Genomic DNA, 15,861 nt, shown 5'->3' on the forward strand with positions numbered 1-15,861 from the left:
GTGGATCCGGTTGAAGGGGGCGGGTGGTGCGGCGAGACGTCGTACGACGCCTCAGGTGACGACGAGCGCGAGCGGGCGCAGCGGCGAGCCGGTGGCGCCGACGATCGGCAGCGGCGCGGCGATGACGCTGAACTGCGCGGGCGCGAGGGCAGCGAGGCGCTCGAGCTGGAGCATCTCCATGATCGGTACGCCGGCCTCGACGAGCAGCACCCGGTGGCCGGGCAGGCGCGCGTGCCCCTCACCGGCCGGGATGTGCTCGAAGGCGGTGGTGTCGGAGCCGACCAGGCGCGGCGACCGGGCGGCGAGCCACTGGCAGGCGCCCTCGTCGGGGCCGGGCACGCCGCCGTCGTGGCTGAGGAACGCCTGCGGGTCGTCCCACAGCTGCGCCCAGCCGGTGCGGACCATGATCACGCTGCCGGGCTCGATCTCCCGGTCGCCGGCGGCCGCGGCCAGGTCGTCGGCGGTGATCGCCTGACCGGGCGCGAGCCGCTCGACGCCGAGGTGGGCCGGCAGGTCCAGGAGCACGCCGGGGGCCACCACCGGGGCGATCGTGTGCACGCCGTGCTCGACGAAGCGTCCGCCCTCCTGGGCCGCGCGGGCGTCGGTGCCGCCGTGCAGCAGCCCGTCGTGGCTGATGTGCGCCAGCGCGTCGACGTGGGTGGCGGTGTGGGTGCCGAGGACCAGCATGTCGTTGGCACCGGAGGTGCCGTCGACGCGGACGGCGTCGCCGTGGCGGCGCTGCAGGGAGTGCCGGAAACCGGGGTGGCTCGGGGACACCGGCACGCCGGGGTGCAGCGGCTGGGCGAGGTCGACGACCGTGACGTCGGCGCCGGCCAGGCGGCCCGCCCCGACACCCTCGGGCAGGATGCCCGGGGCCGCGGCACTCATCGGGCGGCCTCCGCCCGGGCGGCGATCCGCTCGGCCTGGCGCACGATGGCGGGGTCGACGAACGAGCCGTCGGCGAGCACGGAGGCGGCGCTGTCCGCGCCGTCCTGGGTGCCGGCCTCGGCCAGCACCGAGCGGGCCCAGGTCAGGTCGGCCTCGGCGGGCGCGAACGCCTCGCGGACGACCGCCGCCTGCTTCGGGTGGATGCAGGAGCGGCCCAGGAAGCCCAGCGCGGCCAGCCGGGCGCTGGTCTCGCGCAGCCCGTCGAGGTCGCGGACGTCGGTGAACGCGCTGCCGACCGGGGACGGCAGCCCCGCGGCCCGGGAGGCGAGCACGCAGGTCTGGCGGGCGAGCAGCAGTCCGGGGTCGCCGGCGGCGCCGCGGGGCAGGCGCAGGTCGGCGCGCAGGTCGGCCTCGCCGAGCATGATCGAGTGCACGCCGTCGGCGGCCGCGATCTCGTGGGCGCGGGCGACCGCGCCGGCCGACTCGAGCTGGCAGATCAGCCGGGGCTCGGGGCCCCAGGCGGCGGTGGCGGCGCGGGCGGTGGCCACCTCGGCGGCCGACTCCACCTTCGCGACGCGGACCGCGGCGACGTGGCCGGCCTGCACCAGCGGGGTCAGCGCGGCGATGTCGGCGGCGAAGTCCTCGGTGGAGACCGGGTTGACGCGGACGACGACGACCGCCGCCGCGTCGTACGCCGGCAGCGCCTCGGCGAGGTGCTCACGCGCGGCGGGCCGCTGGCGCGGGTGCACGGCGTCCTCGAGGTCGACCACGATGCCGTCGGCGGCCTTCGCGGCCTTGGCCAGCAGCTCCCCGGCACGGGGGGCGGGGACGTAGAGCCAGGCGAGGGTGTCCTCGACCGGGCGGCGCTGGGTGCTCACTCAGACCACCCCGTCCGCGCGGAGCTTCTCCAGCTCCTCGGTCTCGAGGCCGAGCTCGCGCAGGACCTCGTCGGTGTCGGCGCCGTGGCCGCGGCCGGTGTGGCGGATCCGGCCGGGCTGCTCGGAGAGGCGGAACATCACGTTCGGCATCCGGATCGGGCCCAGGTCGTCGTCCTCGACGGTGGCGATCGCACCGATCGCGTTGTACTGCTCATCGACGATCACGCGGCTCATGTCGTTGACGACGGCGAGCGCTGCCTCGGCCCTGGCGAACTCCTCGACCACGACGGCGGTCGGGCGCGCGAGGATCCAGGAGCCGACGGCCTCGTCGAGGATGTCGGCGTGCTGGGCGCGCTGGTGGCCGTCGCCGAACCACGGCTCCTTGGTCAGGTCGTCGCGACCGACCAGGCGCATCACCCGCTCGGCGATGGTGTGGGCGCTGGTGGAGATCGCCACCCAGTCGCCGTCGGCGGTCTTGTAGGTGTTGCGCGGGGCGTTGTTCTCCGAGCGGTTGCCGGCACGCTGGGTGATCACGCCGAGCTGGTCGAAGACCGTGAGCTGGGAGCCCAGCATCGCCAGGATCGGCTCGATGATCGCGAGGTCGACGACCTGGCCCTTGCCGGTGGTGTCGCGCCCGCGCAGCGCCATCAGGGTGGCGATGGTGGCGGCCAGGCCGGAGATGTTGTCGGCCAGCGCCAGCGGCGGGAGGGTCGGCGGGCCGTCGGGCTGGCCGGTGGAGTGCGCGAAGCCCGACATCGCCTCGGCGATGGTGCCGAACGCCGGCTCCTTCGAGCGCGGGCCGAACTGGCCGAAGCCGGTGACCCGGGTCAGCACCAGGCCGGGGTTGACCTCGCTGAGGCGGTCGTAGGAGAGGTTCCAGCGCTCCAGGGTGCCGGGGCGGAAGTTCTCGATGACCACGTCGGCCTGCTCGACCAGGCGCAGGAAGACCTCCTGGCCGGCGGGCTGGGAGAGGTCGAGGGTGATCGTGCGCTTGTTGCGGCCGAGCACCTTCCACCACAGGCCGTGACCGTCCTTGGAGTGCCCGTGCGTGCGGGCCGGGTCGGGCTTGCGGGGGTGCTCGACCTTGATCACCTCGGCGCCGAAGTCACCCATCAGGGTCGCGGCGGACGGCCCGGCGAACAGGGTCGCCACGTCGAGGACCTTGAGGCCGGTCAGGGGCGGCAGGACGGTGTCGGTCATGGCAGGGCGGCTCCTCAGGCAGGCGTCGCGGGCAGCGGTACTCCGCGGACCCCCCGACGCTAGGCAGCCGTCCCGGCCCCCGCCATGCCTCCCGTCATCCAGTGGAAGATCGCTTCGACCCCGTCGTACGACGTCCTCAGCCGAGGCGTTCTTCGCGCCAGAAGCCGAGCTTGTCCAGCACCGGGCGGTCGGTGACGGTGAAGAGCACCGCGTCGCTGTCCGCGACGTGCTCGTACGCCGTCCAGCTCGGCACCGCGAGGACGTCGCCGCGCGACCAGGCGATCTCCCGGTCGCCGATGCGGCTGACCCCGCTGCCGGCGTAGCAGGTGACGATCTGGCTGGCGGTGGTCCGCAGCGCCGGGCGGGTCGTCCCGGCGGCGAGCCGCTCCATGAACAGCGCCGTCGTGGGCATCGCGGGATCGCCGAGCTGCACGCGGACCCGGCCGTGCTCGTCGGGCTCGGCCGCGTCGAGACGTGCGGCCGTGCTCGCCCAGGGGAAGACGAACTCGGAGTCGCGGGTGGCGCTCGTCGGCTCCTGGAAGCCGTCGGGGTGCCACTCGAGGAACATCGGCTCCAGCAGGTGCACGAGCGGCACGTCGAGGTAGTCGATCCAGTAGCCGGGCTCGGCGCCGTCGTTGCCGTGCCCGTGCCAGCACCAGCCCGGGGTGAGCAGGACGTCGCCCGGCTCCATGTCGATGCGGACGCCGTCGACGACGGTGTAGGTCCCGGGCGCCACGTCCATCACCAGGCGCAGCGCGTTGGGCGTGTGCCGGTGGCTGCGGGCCCGCTCCCCCGGCAGGATCATCTGGTAGGCGCTGACCAGCGTCCGCACGGTCGGGTAGTGGTTGCCCTCGACCGGGTTGACCAGGAACAGGTTGCGCCGCTCGGCCTGCTCCGCGGAGATCATCCGCCCCGCCGAGTCCAGGCCCGCGCGCGCGTCGGCGTAGCGCCACACCGCCGGGTCGTGCTGCGGGCGCGGCTCGGGCCACAGCGACGGCTCGAGCTTGCTCCAGCCGGCCATCATCGAGCGCGGCGCCAGCGCGGTGTCGAGCGCGGCCAGGTCCGGCGCCCCGGCCAGGTCCTCGACGTCGGCGGACGGGGTGTGCTCCTGCATCACGTGCCTCCTCGGCGGTACGACGGCGGGCCGCGCCGGCCCGCCGACACCGTGGCAGGCGCCCGCCGGGTCTCGCCCGTCTTCACGCACCAGGTGGAATTTCGCGCGGCGTTCGCCGTCGGCGCTCTTCCCGCGGTGCTTTTCCGCGCAATTGCTGAGATACGCCCTGTGGAACCAGCCGGTAGCAGTGTTTTTCCGCGCAATTGCGCGGAAAAACACCGACCAGCGGACAACCCCGATGAAGAACAGGTAACGCAGAGACCACGCCAGCCCGCCACCCGGACACAAGATCTTCCCGCTTTCGCGACCAGCGGCCGGACGTCCTGCCGGCGGCGAGCAGGCGGCCTCGCCCGTTCGGACCAGCGCGCGGCGCCCGGTCCGCCGCACCGTGTCGCCTGACGAAACACCGGGGCCGAACACTCCGGACCCCGCACCGTCCGCCACTCTCGAAGGACACGAATTGCCTCCCTCCTCCACCCGCCGGGCGACCCGCATCGTCGCCGGGACCCTCACGGGCGCCGCCCTGGCCCTCTCCACCCTGGCCGTCTCCTCGCCCGCCTCGACCGCGGCCCCGGCGCCGAAGCCGGCGTCCGCCACCACCCTGCCCGGCGGCCTCCAGCTCAGCACCGCCTCGATCGAGGACCTCCAGGCCGGTCTCAGCGCCGGCGACTTCACCTCCGTCGACCTGGTCGAGGCCTACCTCGCCCGGATCGCCGCCATCGACGCCAGCGGCCCCCGGCTGAACTCGGTGCGCCAGATCGCCGCCGACGCCCGCGCCCAGGCGGTCGCCGCTGACCGCGCCCGAGCTGCCGGGCAGACCGGTCCCCTGCTCGGCATCCCGATCCTGATCAAGGACAACATCGACGCCGCCGGCATGCCGACCACGGCCGGCAGCGTCGCGCTGGCGAACTCGTTCCCCGCGGCGGATGCGCCCGCGACCGCGGCGCTGCGCGAGGCCGGCGCGATCATCCTGGGCAAGACCAATCTCACGGAGTTCGCCAACTACACGACCAGCGGGATGCCCGCCGGCTACAGCTCGCTGGGCGGCCAGGTCCTCAACGCCTACGACCTGTCCCAGACCCCGAGCGGCTCGAGCGCCGGTTCCGGCGTCGCTGCCTCGACGGCTCTGGCCGCCGCCACGGTCGGGTCGGAGACCTCCGGGTCCATCCTCAGCCCGGCCAACGCCAACTCCCTCGTCGGAGTCAAGCCGACCGTCGGACTGATCAGCCGCACCGGCGTCATCCCGATCTCCGCCTCCCAGGACACCGTGGGCCCGATGGCGCGCTCGGTGTACGACGCCGCCGCCGTTCTCACCGGCCTGACCACGGGCGCCGATCCCGAGGACAGCGCCACCGCTGGCGCGGATGTCTACGACGACGTCGACTACACCGCCGGGCTCTCCGAGACCGCCCTCGAAGGCGTGCGCCTCGGCGTGGTCGCCTCGACCAACGAGGCGTACAACACCGCACTCACCGTGCTCGAGGCCCAGGGAGCCACCCTCGTCCCGGTGACCGCTCCGGCCAGCTCCCAGCAGCCGGGCATCCTCTCCTACGAGTTCGAGCGCGACCTCAACGCCTATCTGGCCCGCCTCCCCGAGAGTGCGCCCATGGACACGCTGAGCGACATCATCGCGTTCAACAACGCCCACGCCGGCGTGGCACTGAAGTTCGGCCAGACCCTGCTCACCGCCTCCGAGGCCGTCGACCTCACCGACCCCGCGCAGCTCGAGGCCTACGAGACCGCCCGCGACCTGGGCATCGCCGAGAGCCGCGCCAACATCGATGCCGTGCTCGAGGCGAACGACCTCGACGCCATCGTCAGCAACGCCGGCACCACCGGCATCGGTGCCCGCGCCGGGTACCCGTCGGTCACGCTCCCGGCCGGCTACGCGCCCACCAACAGGCGTCCGGTCGCGGTCACCTTCCTGGGCACCGCCTACACCGAAGCGGCCTTGCTCGGGTACGCCGCGGACTTCGAGGCGGCCGCCGACGTGTGGCTGCCGCCGGAGCTGATCAACCCCACCGCGTTCACCTGCACCCCGCTGGCCAGCGCCGACTCCGTCCGGGACTGTGACGAGCCGGAGCCGCAGATCGCGACCTCGGCGACCCTGGCGTCGTTCGTCCGCAACCCGGTGCTCAAGGGCCAGCGGGCCAAGGTGCGGGTCGCCGTCGCAGCCGGTGGCGAGCAGGCCACCGGACGGGTAATCGCCACTGTCAAGGGCAAGGTCGTCGGCCGGGCCACGCTCACGCGGGCCGGGCGCGCCACGATCACGCTGAAGAAGCTGGGGGCCGGACGCCACCGCGTCGTCCTCGGCTACGCCGGCAGCGACACCGTGGCGCCGTCGAAGGACGCGCTGACGCTGGTGGTCAAGCGCAAGAAGTAGCCGCGCCGCGGGCCACGCGGGTGCCGCCCCTCAACGCGGCACCCGCAACCCCCGCTCCCCCGCGACCCGCTCGGCGATCTCGTAGCCCGCGTCCACGTGGCGGAACACCCCCATCGCCGGGTCGTTGGTGAGCACCCGCTCGAGCTTCTGGGCGGCGAGGTCGGTGCCGTCGGCGACGCAGACCTGGCCGGCGTGCAGCGAGCGGCCCATGCCGACGCCGCCGCCGTGGTGGAAGGAGACCCAGGTGGCACCCGAGGCGGTGTTGACCAGGGCGTTGAGCACCGCCCAGTCGGCGATCGCGTCGGAGCCGTCGGCCATCGCCTCCGTCTCGCGGTACGGCGAGGCGACCGAGCCGCAGTCGAGGTGGTCGCGGCCGATCACCACCGGCGCGCGCAGCTCGCCGCTGCGCACCATCTCGTTGAACCGCAGCCCGGCGAGGTGGCGCTGGCCGTAGCCGAGCCAGCAGATCCGCGCCGGCAGCCCCTGGAACGCCACCCGCTCCTGGGCGATCGTGATCCAGCGCCGCAGCCGCTCGTCGTCGGGGAACAGCTCGAGCACCGCCGCGTCGGTGGCCGCGATGTCGGCCGGGTCGCCGGAGAGCGCGGCCCAGCGGAACGGGCCCTTGCCCTGGCAGAACAGCGGGCGGATGTAGGCGGGCACGAAGCCGGGGATGTCGAAGGCCCGGGCGCAGCCGCCCTTGCGCGCCTCGTCGCGGATCGAGTTGCCGTAGTCGAAGACCTCCGCGCCCGCGTCGGCGAACGCGACCATCGCCGCCACCTGCGTGGCCATCGAGGCCCGGGCCCGCTCGGTGAATCCCGCGGGGTCCTCGGCCGCCGCCTGCTGCCAGTCCTCGAAGGCCACCCCGACCGGGAGGTAGGCCAGCGGGTCGTGCGCGGAGGTCTGGTCGGTGATCACGTCGAGGGGCGCCCCCGCCGCCTGCAGCGCCGGGAACACCTCCGCGGCGTTGCCGAGCACCCCGATCGACAGCGCCCGCCGTTCGTCGCGTGCGGCCACGGCCAGCGAGAGCGCGTGCTCCAGCGACTCCGCACGCACGTCGAGGTAGCGGTGCTCCAGGCGGCGCTCGATCCGCGCCGCGTCGACCTCGACGCAGATCGCCACCCCGTCGTTCATCGTCACCGCCAGCGGCTGCGCGCCGCCCATCCCGCCGAGACCCCCGGTGAGCGTGATGGTCCCGGCAAGCGTGCCGCCGAAGCGCTTGTCGGCCACCGCCGCGAACGTCTCGAAGGTGCCCTGCAGGATCCCCTGGGTGCCGATATAGATCCACGACCCGGCGGTCATCTGCCCGTACATCGTCAGCCCGAGGTCCTCCAGGCGGCGGAACTCCTCCCAGTTCGCCCAGTCGCCGACCAGGTTGGAGTTCGCGATCAGCACCCGCGGCGCCCACTCGTGGGTGCGCACCACCCCCACCGGCTTGCCCGACTGCACCAGCAGCGTCTCGTCGTCGCCGAGCGTGCTCAGCGCGCGCACCAGCGCGTCGTACGCCGCCCAGCTGCGCGCCGCCTTGCCGGTGCCGCCATAGACGACGAGGTCCTCGGGACGCTCCGCGACCTCCGGGTCCAGGTTGTTCATCAGCATCCGCAGCGCCGCCTCGGTCTGCCACGAGCGCGCGGTGAGGGCGCTGCCCCGTGCCGCCCGGACCGGCCCCTGGCCCGTCGTCATCTCGCTCATCGCAGCTCCCCGATCTCCTCCTCGGCGGCGGCCACCACGGCGCCGCAGCGCACGAGGTCGACGGCCACCTCGATCTCCGGGGCCAGGAACCGGTCCGGCCCCGGGCCCTCCACTCCGGCCCCGCGCAGCAGCGCGACCACCGCGTCGGTCCCCGCAGCAGGGATCAGCGGCGCGCGCAGGTCGAGCGCCCGCGCCGCGGTCAGCACCTCGATCGCCAGCACCCGGGTGAGCCCCTCGACGCTGCGGCGCAGCTTGCGCGCGGCCGACCAGCCCATCGAGACGTGGTCCTCCTGCATCGCGCTGGAGGGGATCGAGTCGACCGAGGCGGGCACCGCGAGCCGCTTGAGCTCGGTGACGATCGCGGCCTGGGTGTACTGCGCGATCATGTGCCCGCTGTCCACGCCCGGGTCCGCGGCGAGGAACGCCGGCAGCCCGTGGCTGCGCGCGACGTCGAGGAACCGGTCGGTACGCCGCTCGCTCATCGAGGCCACGTCGGCGGCCGCGATCGCCAGGAAGTCCAGGACGTAGCCCAGCGGCGCCCCGTGGAAGTTGCCGTTGGACTCCACCCGGTCCCCGAGCACCACCGGGTTGTCGACGGCGGCGGCCAGCTCGCGCGCGGCGACGCTCGCGGCGTGCTCGACGGTGTCGCGGGCCGCGCCGTGGACCTGCGGCGCACAGCGCAGCGAGTAGGCGTCCTGCACCCGGTTGCAGTCCCGGCCGCGGTGCGAGGCCACCACCCCGGAGCCGGCGAGCAGCGCGCTCAGGTTGGCGGCCGAGTCGGCCTGACCCGGATGCGGGCGCAGCGCCTGGAGCTCGGCGGCGAAGACCCGGTCAGTGCCGAGCAGCCCCTCGACCGACATCGCCGCGGCGACGTCGGCGCTGCGCAGCAGCAGGCGCAGGTCCTCCAGCGCCAGCACCAGCATGCCGAGCATGCCGTCGGTGCCGTTGATCAGCGCGAGCCCCTCCTTCGGACCCAGCTCGACCGGGGCGAGGCCGACCTCGGCCAGCGCCTCCGCAGCCGGGCGCAGCACGCCGGCGCGATCACGCACCGGGCCCTCGCCGAGCAGCGCCAGCGCGCAGTGCGCCAGCGGGGCGAGGTCCCCGGAGCAGCCCAGCGAACCGTGCTCGTGCACCACCGGGGTGATCCCCTGGCTCAGCAGCCCGGCGAGCAGCTCGGCGGTCGCCGGGCGCACCCCGGTGTGCCCGGTCGCGAGCGTGGAGAGCCGCAGCAGCATCAGCGCCCGCACCACCTCCCGCTCCACCTCCGGGCCCGACCCCGCGGCGTGCGAGCGGACCAGGGAGCGCTGCAGCTGGGCGCGCTTCGCCAGCGGCACGTGCCGCGTCGCCAGGGCGCCGAACCCCGTCGAGACGCCGTACGACGGCTCCGGCGCGGCCGCGAGCGCATCGACGGTTTCCCGGCCCCGCGCGATCGCGGCGCGGGCCGCCGCGGAGAGCTCCACCGGCGCGCCACCCCGCGTCACCGCGACGAGGTCGGCGGGGTGGAGCGGGGCGACATCGACGACCACTGTCCTCACCATCGACCCATCCAACGCCCGCCGGCCACGCGCGTCGACCCCTCCACCTTCCCCAGCCCGCTGCGCCACCGCCGTTCACACCGCACTGGTCCGGACCACCGCGAGCCACTTGCGCCTCGCGTGTCACACATCGCCCACCGGTGGGTAGGGGATGTCGCGCGAATGCGTAGCCCGACGCGAAGTAACTCGTTGTTCGGGAATCCCCACCCCCTCTCGTTCAGGAGCCCCCCATGCGACGTCTGCTGTCTCTCGGCACCGCGCTCGCGATCGCGCTCGTGCTGCCGGCGATGCCGTCAGCACACGCCGCGCCCGCCGCCTCCCCCGTCAAGGCCTCGCCCGAGTGGACGAGCATCACCACCTCCGCGACCCCGGCCGCCAAGGCCGGGAAGGGCCGCTTCACCGAGTTCGCCCTGGCCGGCGGCGGCTACGGCACCCGGATCGAGGGCGGCAGCCTGCCGGCCTCCTCCGGGCGTACGGCGCACAAGGTCATCGGCTGCACCAACGAGGTCGGCCTCAAGCGCCAGAACAGCCTCGCCGGCGTCACCATCCCCGGTCTCGGCGAGGTCGGCGCGATCAAGACCACCAACCGCACCCGCCGCTACAAGTCCGGCCGCGTCGCGTCGATCACCACCCAGAAGATCGCCGGCATCACGCTGGCCAACAACGCCTTCGGCAAGCTCGAGCTGGGCGCGATCAGCACCCGCGCCGAGGCCTACCACGACCCGAAGACCGGCTTCGGCACCGATGTCTCGACCAACCTGCTCAGCCTCTGGTTCACCCCCCAGGGCGGCAAGCGGACCGGGTTCGACGTCCCGCTGCCCGGCCAGCCGATCAACATCCCCGGCCTCGGCCGCGTCTCGCTGGGCAACAAGGAGAGCGTCGTCAACAAGTCGCGCGCCGTCGCCCGCGCCGACGCGCTCGAGGTGTACATCGCCCCGACCAAGACCCGCATCCGGGTCGCGCACAGCTCCGCGAAGATCTTCAGCGACATCCGGACCGGCCTGTTCCGCGGCCGCGCCGGCACCCTCGAGGCCAAGGCCCTGGCCGGCCTGCTCGACGTCGGTCGCACCCAGAACATCGTGATGCCGTGCTCGGGCACCGGCGGCAAGGTCAAGAAGGACTCGGTGCTCGACGTCGACCTGCCCGGCGTCCTGGAGGTCTCGGTGGGCGGCAGCCGCCAGATGGGCAAGCAGAACGCCCGTCGCGCCTGGGGCTATGAGGAGTCCAGCCTGGCCCGCGTCGCCCTCGGCGGCGACCTGCTCGTCATCGACGGCATCAAGGCCTCGGTGAAGGCCAACCGGCTGCGCTCGCAGAAGCCGAACAGCCGCACCAAGGTCGACACCTCGGGCACCACGGTCGGCAGCATCACGCTCAACGGCCAGAAGCTGACCCTGCCGAAGGACATCCCCTCGATCGAGATCCCGGGCCTGCCGCTGCTCTCGGTGAAGTTCAACGTCGTCGAGCGGGGCAAGTGGGGCGCCAAGGCGATCGCCGTGCAGCTCAGCGTGCTCGACGTCAGCAGCGAGTTCTACGGCGCCAAGATCAACCTCGGCACCGCGATGTTGAAGATCTACGACGCCAAGCGCTGAGCGCCGGCGTCCCCGGCCGGCACCCGCCGGCCAGCACCACCGCACCATCCGCGCAGCGGCACCGCACCGGGCGGGGACCCACAGGTCCCCGCCCGTTGTCCTGCTCGGCGAGAATGGAGATGCGCATCACAACGACCTGCGCACGAGGGTCCGGAATCGGGCTCGCACTACATGTTACCGACGGGTAGAGTCGCTCTCATGTCGAGCGGGCGACCACCGCTCTCGGCGAGCCCCCTAGGCTCGCGATCGTGCCCGGTGCCGGGCACGCACCACGACGAGGAGCCGTAGTCCATGCAGATCTTCGCCATCGTTGTCTCGTTGGCCTTCACCGTGGTCGCCGTCACCATGACCGCGATCGCCGTCCGCAGCATCCTTGCGACCCTGCGCGTCGGTGGCCCGACCACGGGCCGCACCGACCAGCCGGGGCGCCGCTCCTGGACGATGGTCAAGGAAACGTTGGGTCACACCCGGATGCTCCAGTGGCACTGGGTCGGCATCATGCACTGGTTCGTCTACGCCGGGTTCATCGTGCTCGCCGGCGCGGTCGCGACGGGCTACTTCCAGCTGTTCAAGCCGGACTTCGCGCTGCCGATCATCGGCCACTTCTTCGCCTACGAGTGGCTCAGCGAGGGCCTCGGCCTGCTGAGCACCATCGGCATCGTCTTCCTGATCATCTACCGACAGGTGAACCACCCCCGGCGCAAGGGGAAGAAGAGCCGCTTCTACGGCTCCAACTTCTGGCAGGCCTACTTCGTCGAGGCCATGGCGCTGCTCGAGGGCTCCGCGATCCTGTTCATCCGCGGCGCGGAGTACAACCTGGGCCGGATCGCCAGCGACCACCCCGAGGACTTCGACCGCTTCCACTTCCCGATCAGCTCGGTGGTCGGCGACGCGCTCTTCCCGACCTCCGCCGGCTCCGAGGGCACCCTCGAGACCATCATCATCGTGATCGCGATGCTCAAGATCGTCACCGCGATGGTCTGGCTGATGGTGATCGCCAACAACCTCACGATGGGCGTGGCCTGGCACCGCTTCACCGCCTGGCCCAACATCTGGTTCAAGCGCGAGGGCTCCGGCCGCACCGCGCTGGGCGGCATGAAGCCGCTGACCAACGACGGCAAGGCCGTCACGCTCGACGACATCGACGACCTCGACGAGGACGCCACGCTGGGTGTCGGCAAGCTGGAGGACTTCTCCTGGAAGGGCATCCTCGACTTCACGACCTGCACCGAGTGCGGTCGCTGCCAGAGCCAGTGCCCGGCCTGGAACACCGACAAGCCGCTGTCCCCGAAGCTGCTCATCACCGCGCTGCGCGACCACGCCTACGCCAAGGCGCCGTACTCCATCGCCGGCGGCGAGGGCAGCGAGGCTGCCACCGCGCTGCTGGAGAACGACGAGGTGCTGGCCCGCGAGGCTGCGCGCCCGCTGGTCGGCAAGACCGACCCCGACGAGTGGTTCTACATGCCGGAGTCCGGCTCCGCGGTGATCGACGAGGACGTGCTCTGGTCGTGCACCTCGTGCGGTGCCTGCGTCCAGCAGTGCCCCGTCGACATCGAGCACGTCGACCACATCATGGACATGCGCCGCTACCAGGTGCTGGTGGAGTCGAACTTCCCCGCCGAGCTCAACGGGCTGTTCAAGGGCCTGGAGAACAAGGGCAACCCGTGGAACATGTCCGCGAACGCCCGCCTCGACTGGGCCAAGGACCTGCCCTTCGACGTCAAGGTCGTCGGTGACGACATCGAGTCGCTCGAGGAGGTCGACTGGCTGTTCTGGGTCGGCTGCGCCGGCGCCTACGAGGACCGCGCCAAGAAGACCACCCGCGCGGTCGCCGAGCTGCTCGACATGGCCGGCGTCTCCTTCGGCGTCCTCGGCAACGGCGAGACCTGCAGCGGCGACCCCGCCCGCCGCGCCGGCAACGAGTTCGTCTTCCAGGGCCTGGCCACCCAGAACGTCGAGACGTTCAAGGAGTACAAGGTCAAGAAGGCCGTCACGACCTGTGCGCACTGCTTCAACACGCTGAAGAACGAGTACAAGGAGTTCGGCATCGAGCTGGAGGTGGTCCACCACACCCAGCTGCTGAACCGCCTGGTCCGCGAGGGCAAGCTGACGCCGGTCAACGACGGCGCCGGCGCCCACAAGCGCACGATCACCTACCACGACCCCTGCTACATCGGTCGCCACAACGGGGTCTACGAGCCGCCGCGCGAGCTGCTCCAGGTGCTCCCGGGCGCCGAGGTCCGCGAGATGGAGCGCAACTCCGAGCGGTCCTTCTGCTGCGGCGCCGGTGGCGCTCGCATGTGGATGGAGGAGAACCTCGGCGAGCGGATCAACGTCAACCGCACCGTGGAGGCCGTCGGCACCGGTGCCGACCAGATCGCGACCGGCTGCCCGTTCTGCCGCGTGATGCTCTCCGACGGCCTCACCGCCCAGCAGGCCAAGGGCGAGGCCCGCGAGGAGGTCGAGGTCCTCGACGTCGCGCAGATGCTGCTCGCCTCGGTCAAGGGCGAGATGGCCACCAAGCTGGCCCCGGGCAGCGGTACGGCGCCGGTCGCGGCTCCCGCTGCGAAGGCGGCTCCTGCGGCGAAGGCCGCGGGGTCGGACGCCGACGTGGCGACGAAGGCCGAGCCGGAGTCGGGCGACGTCACCCAGACCGAGAACACCGTGACCGCGACCGAGGACGCCGGCCCGGCGGCCAAGGCCTCCGGTGGCACCTCGCTCTTCGACGACGCCTCGTCGATGTTCGACGAGCCGGCCACCGCTGCCGCCGAGAAGTCGGTGGCGCAGGAGGCCCAGGCGGCCAAGCCCGCCTCCAGCGGTGGCTCGCTCTTCGACCTCGGCGGCGACGAGCCGGAGGCTGCGGCTGCCCCGACGAAGGCTGCTCCGGCGAAGGCTGCCAAGACCGAGACCGACCTCGGCTCCGGCGGGTCGCTGTTTGACCTGGGCGGCGATGGGCCGGCTGCTCCCGCGGCCGCGCCTGCGCCGGCTGAGGCCAAGGCCGAGACCAAGACTGAGCCTGCCAAGGCGGAGCCCGCCGCGGCGGCGCCTGCCAAGCCGGAGGTCGACCTGGGCGCTGGCGGTTCGCTGTTCGACCTGGTCGCCGAGGAGCCGGCCGCACCGGCGGCCGAGTCCAAGACCGAGCCCAAGGCTGAGCCCGCCCCGGCGGCGCCGGTCGAGGCCAAGGCTGAGCCCGCCCCGGCGGCGGCTGTCGAGCCGCAGGCCGACGTCGACTTCGACAACCTGGGCTCGCTGTTCGACCTGTCCGCACCCGAGGCGGCTCCGGCCGCTCCGGCTCCGGCGGCTCCTGCTCCTGCTGCGGCAGAGGAGGCGCCGGCGCCGACCGCTCCGGCCGAGACCCCGGCGGAGCCCGAGCCGGTCGCGGAGGCTGCGCCCGCAGCGCCCGCGCCCGTCGTAGCCGACTCCCCCGCCCCGGCGACGGACGTCGACTTCGACAACCTGGGTTCGCTCTTCGACATCGCGACCCCCGAGGCGGCTCCGGCTCCGACTCAGACTGCGGCAGCTCCGGCTCCGGAGGCCGCCGCCCCCGCGCCGACCGCCGCGGTCACCGAGACCGCAGCTCCCGAGCAGGCGAGCGGCGCCGCGGTCAGCGAGGCGGCCACCGAGGAGGAGCCCGAGTCCGAGACGCCGGTCGAGGACGAGCCGGTCGAGGACGAGCCCACCGAGGAGGAGCCGGCCGAGAAGAAGCCGACCCCCGCCGTCAACGGCGAGGCACACCAGCCCCGCACCGACGCGGACATCCACAGCACCGGGTCGCTGTTCGACCTCTGACCACCTGGTCACGACCGACGGGTCGTGCGGACGAGACACCTCGCCCGCACGGCCCGTTCGTCATTTCGAGGCGAGCGGCCCGACGTACCGGCCAGCACACGGCGCGGCCCTGGGCCCGGGCCACGATTGGTCACGAACGACACCGAAACGCCCCCCAACGCTGTCGTTGGGGACCAAACGTGAGGGGTCCGCGGCGCGGGACCGTCCAACCAGCCCGACGCGGGGCCTCCGCCCCGGGGCCTCACCACCCGCCACCACGAATGGTCACGAACGACACCGCAACACCCCCCAACACTGTCGTTGGGGACCAAACGAGAGGGGTCCGCGGCGCGGGGCCCTCCGACCAGCTCCGCGCGGGGCCCCCACCCCGGGCCTCACCACCCGCCACCACGAATGGTCACGAACGACACCGAAACGGCCCCCAACGCTGTCGTTGGGGACCAAACGTGAGGGGTCGGAGCCTCAGGCCCGCTCGTCGGGGGCGGTGGCGCCGGCGTCCGCGGCCGGCGCGGCCGGGTCGCCAGCGTCAGGGGCGCCGGCGCCCGACACCAGCAGCGGGCGCAGCCACGCCCAGAGGAGGAATCCCAGGCCGGCGGCGAGCATCGCGAGGCCCGACCACAGGTTGGCGTTGACGCCACCGGTCTTCTCGGTGGCCGGGTCACCGAAGAGGCCCATCAGCACCAGGATCACGCCGTACGTCGCGATCAGCAGGCCGATGACGTTGCGGATGTCGAGCGCGCCGGCCTTGTGGCGTCGCTCAGCACGGCGGGACTTCGAACGCTGCGACATCGAGACT

10 protein-coding genes are annotated in these 15,861 nt (G+C 73.0%); 3 read left to right on the plus strand and 7 right to left on the minus strand.

The features are described from left to right. Nucleotides 1-51: 51 nt before the first annotated feature. The 4 genes from GFH29_RS19215 to GFH29_RS19230 all read right to left on the minus strand — a co-directional run bounded on the left by GFH29_RS19215 (nt 52) and on the right by GFH29_RS19230 (nt 4,080). Complete coding sequence (locus GFH29_RS19215) at nt 52-888, minus strand: cyclase family protein (RefSeq protein WP_153325336.1); 837 nt, start codon at nt 886-888, stop codon at nt 52-54. After that, nucleotides 885-1,766 (minus strand): HpcH/HpaI aldolase/citrate lyase family protein, encoded by an 882-nt coding sequence (locus GFH29_RS19220; RefSeq protein WP_153325337.1) that lies wholly within the window; start codon nt 1,764-1,766, stop codon nt 885-887. Before GFH29_RS19220 ends, GFH29_RS19215 begins: the two co-directional genes overlap by 4 nt. After that, nucleotides 1,767-2,966, minus strand: a complete 1,200-nt coding sequence (locus tag GFH29_RS19225; protein WP_153325338.1) for a CaiB/BaiF CoA transferase family protein — start codon at nt 2,964-2,966, stop codon at nt 1,767-1,769. It abuts the gene before it with no gap. Between the two features lie 136 nt (nt 2,967-3,102). After that, nucleotides 3,103-4,080, minus strand: a complete 978-nt coding sequence (locus tag GFH29_RS19230) for a cupin domain-containing protein (protein WP_153325339.1) — start codon at nt 4,078-4,080, stop codon at nt 3,103-3,105. 460 nt (nt 4,081-4,540) lie between these two features. Here GFH29_RS19230 and GFH29_RS19235 point away from each other — a divergent pair, with 460 nt between their 5' ends. Continuing rightward, the gene (locus tag GFH29_RS19235; protein ID WP_194289068.1) at nt 4,541-6,463 is read left to right on the plus strand and encodes an amidase family protein; all 1,923 of its coding nucleotides are present in this window, start codon (nt 4,541-4,543) and stop codon (nt 6,461-6,463) included. 30 nt (nt 6,464-6,493) lie between these two features. Here GFH29_RS19235 and hutU read toward each other — a convergent pair whose 3' ends face one another. Both hutU and hutH read right to left on the minus strand, forming a co-directional pair. Then, entirely contained in the window at nt 6,494-8,152 is a 1,659-nt protein-coding gene (gene hutU / locus GFH29_RS19240) for a urocanate hydratase (protein WP_228387628.1), read from the minus strand. Then, nucleotides 8,149-9,690 carry a histidine ammonia-lyase gene (hutH, locus tag GFH29_RS19245; RefSeq protein ID WP_153325340.1) on the minus strand — a complete coding sequence of 514 codons (1,542 nt, stop codon included), beginning with the start codon at nt 9,688-9,690 and terminating at the stop codon, nt 8,149-8,151. Before hutH ends, hutU begins: the two co-directional genes overlap by 4 nt. 227 nt (nt 9,691-9,917) lie before the next feature. Between hutH and GFH29_RS19250 the strand changes: the two genes are divergently transcribed. Together GFH29_RS19250 and GFH29_RS19255 are read left to right on the plus strand one after the other, a co-directional pair. Further along, nucleotides 9,918-11,276 carry a choice-of-anchor P family protein gene (locus tag GFH29_RS19250; protein ID WP_153325341.1) on the plus strand — a complete coding sequence of 453 codons (1,359 nt, stop codon included), beginning with the start codon at nt 9,918-9,920 and terminating at the stop codon, nt 11,274-11,276. 291 nt (nt 11,277-11,567) lie between these two features. Further along, complete coding sequence (locus GFH29_RS19255) at nt 11,568-15,065, plus strand: (Fe-S)-binding protein (protein ID WP_153325342.1); 3,498 nt, start codon at nt 11,568-11,570, stop codon at nt 15,063-15,065. A gap of 462 nt (nt 15,066-15,527) precedes the next feature. Here GFH29_RS19255 and GFH29_RS19260 read toward each other — a convergent pair whose 3' ends face one another. Further along, nucleotides 15,528-15,854: a hypothetical protein gene (locus tag GFH29_RS19260; RefSeq protein ID WP_153325343.1), complete on the minus strand. Its 327-nt coding sequence runs from the start codon at nt 15,852-15,854 to the stop codon at nt 15,528-15,530. Nucleotides 15,855-15,861 lie beyond the last annotated feature (7 nt).

This window comes from Nocardioides sp. dk884, from assembly GCF_009557055.1.
Taxonomy (GTDB): domain Bacteria; phylum Actinomycetota; class Actinomycetes; order Propionibacteriales; family Nocardioidaceae; genus Nocardioides.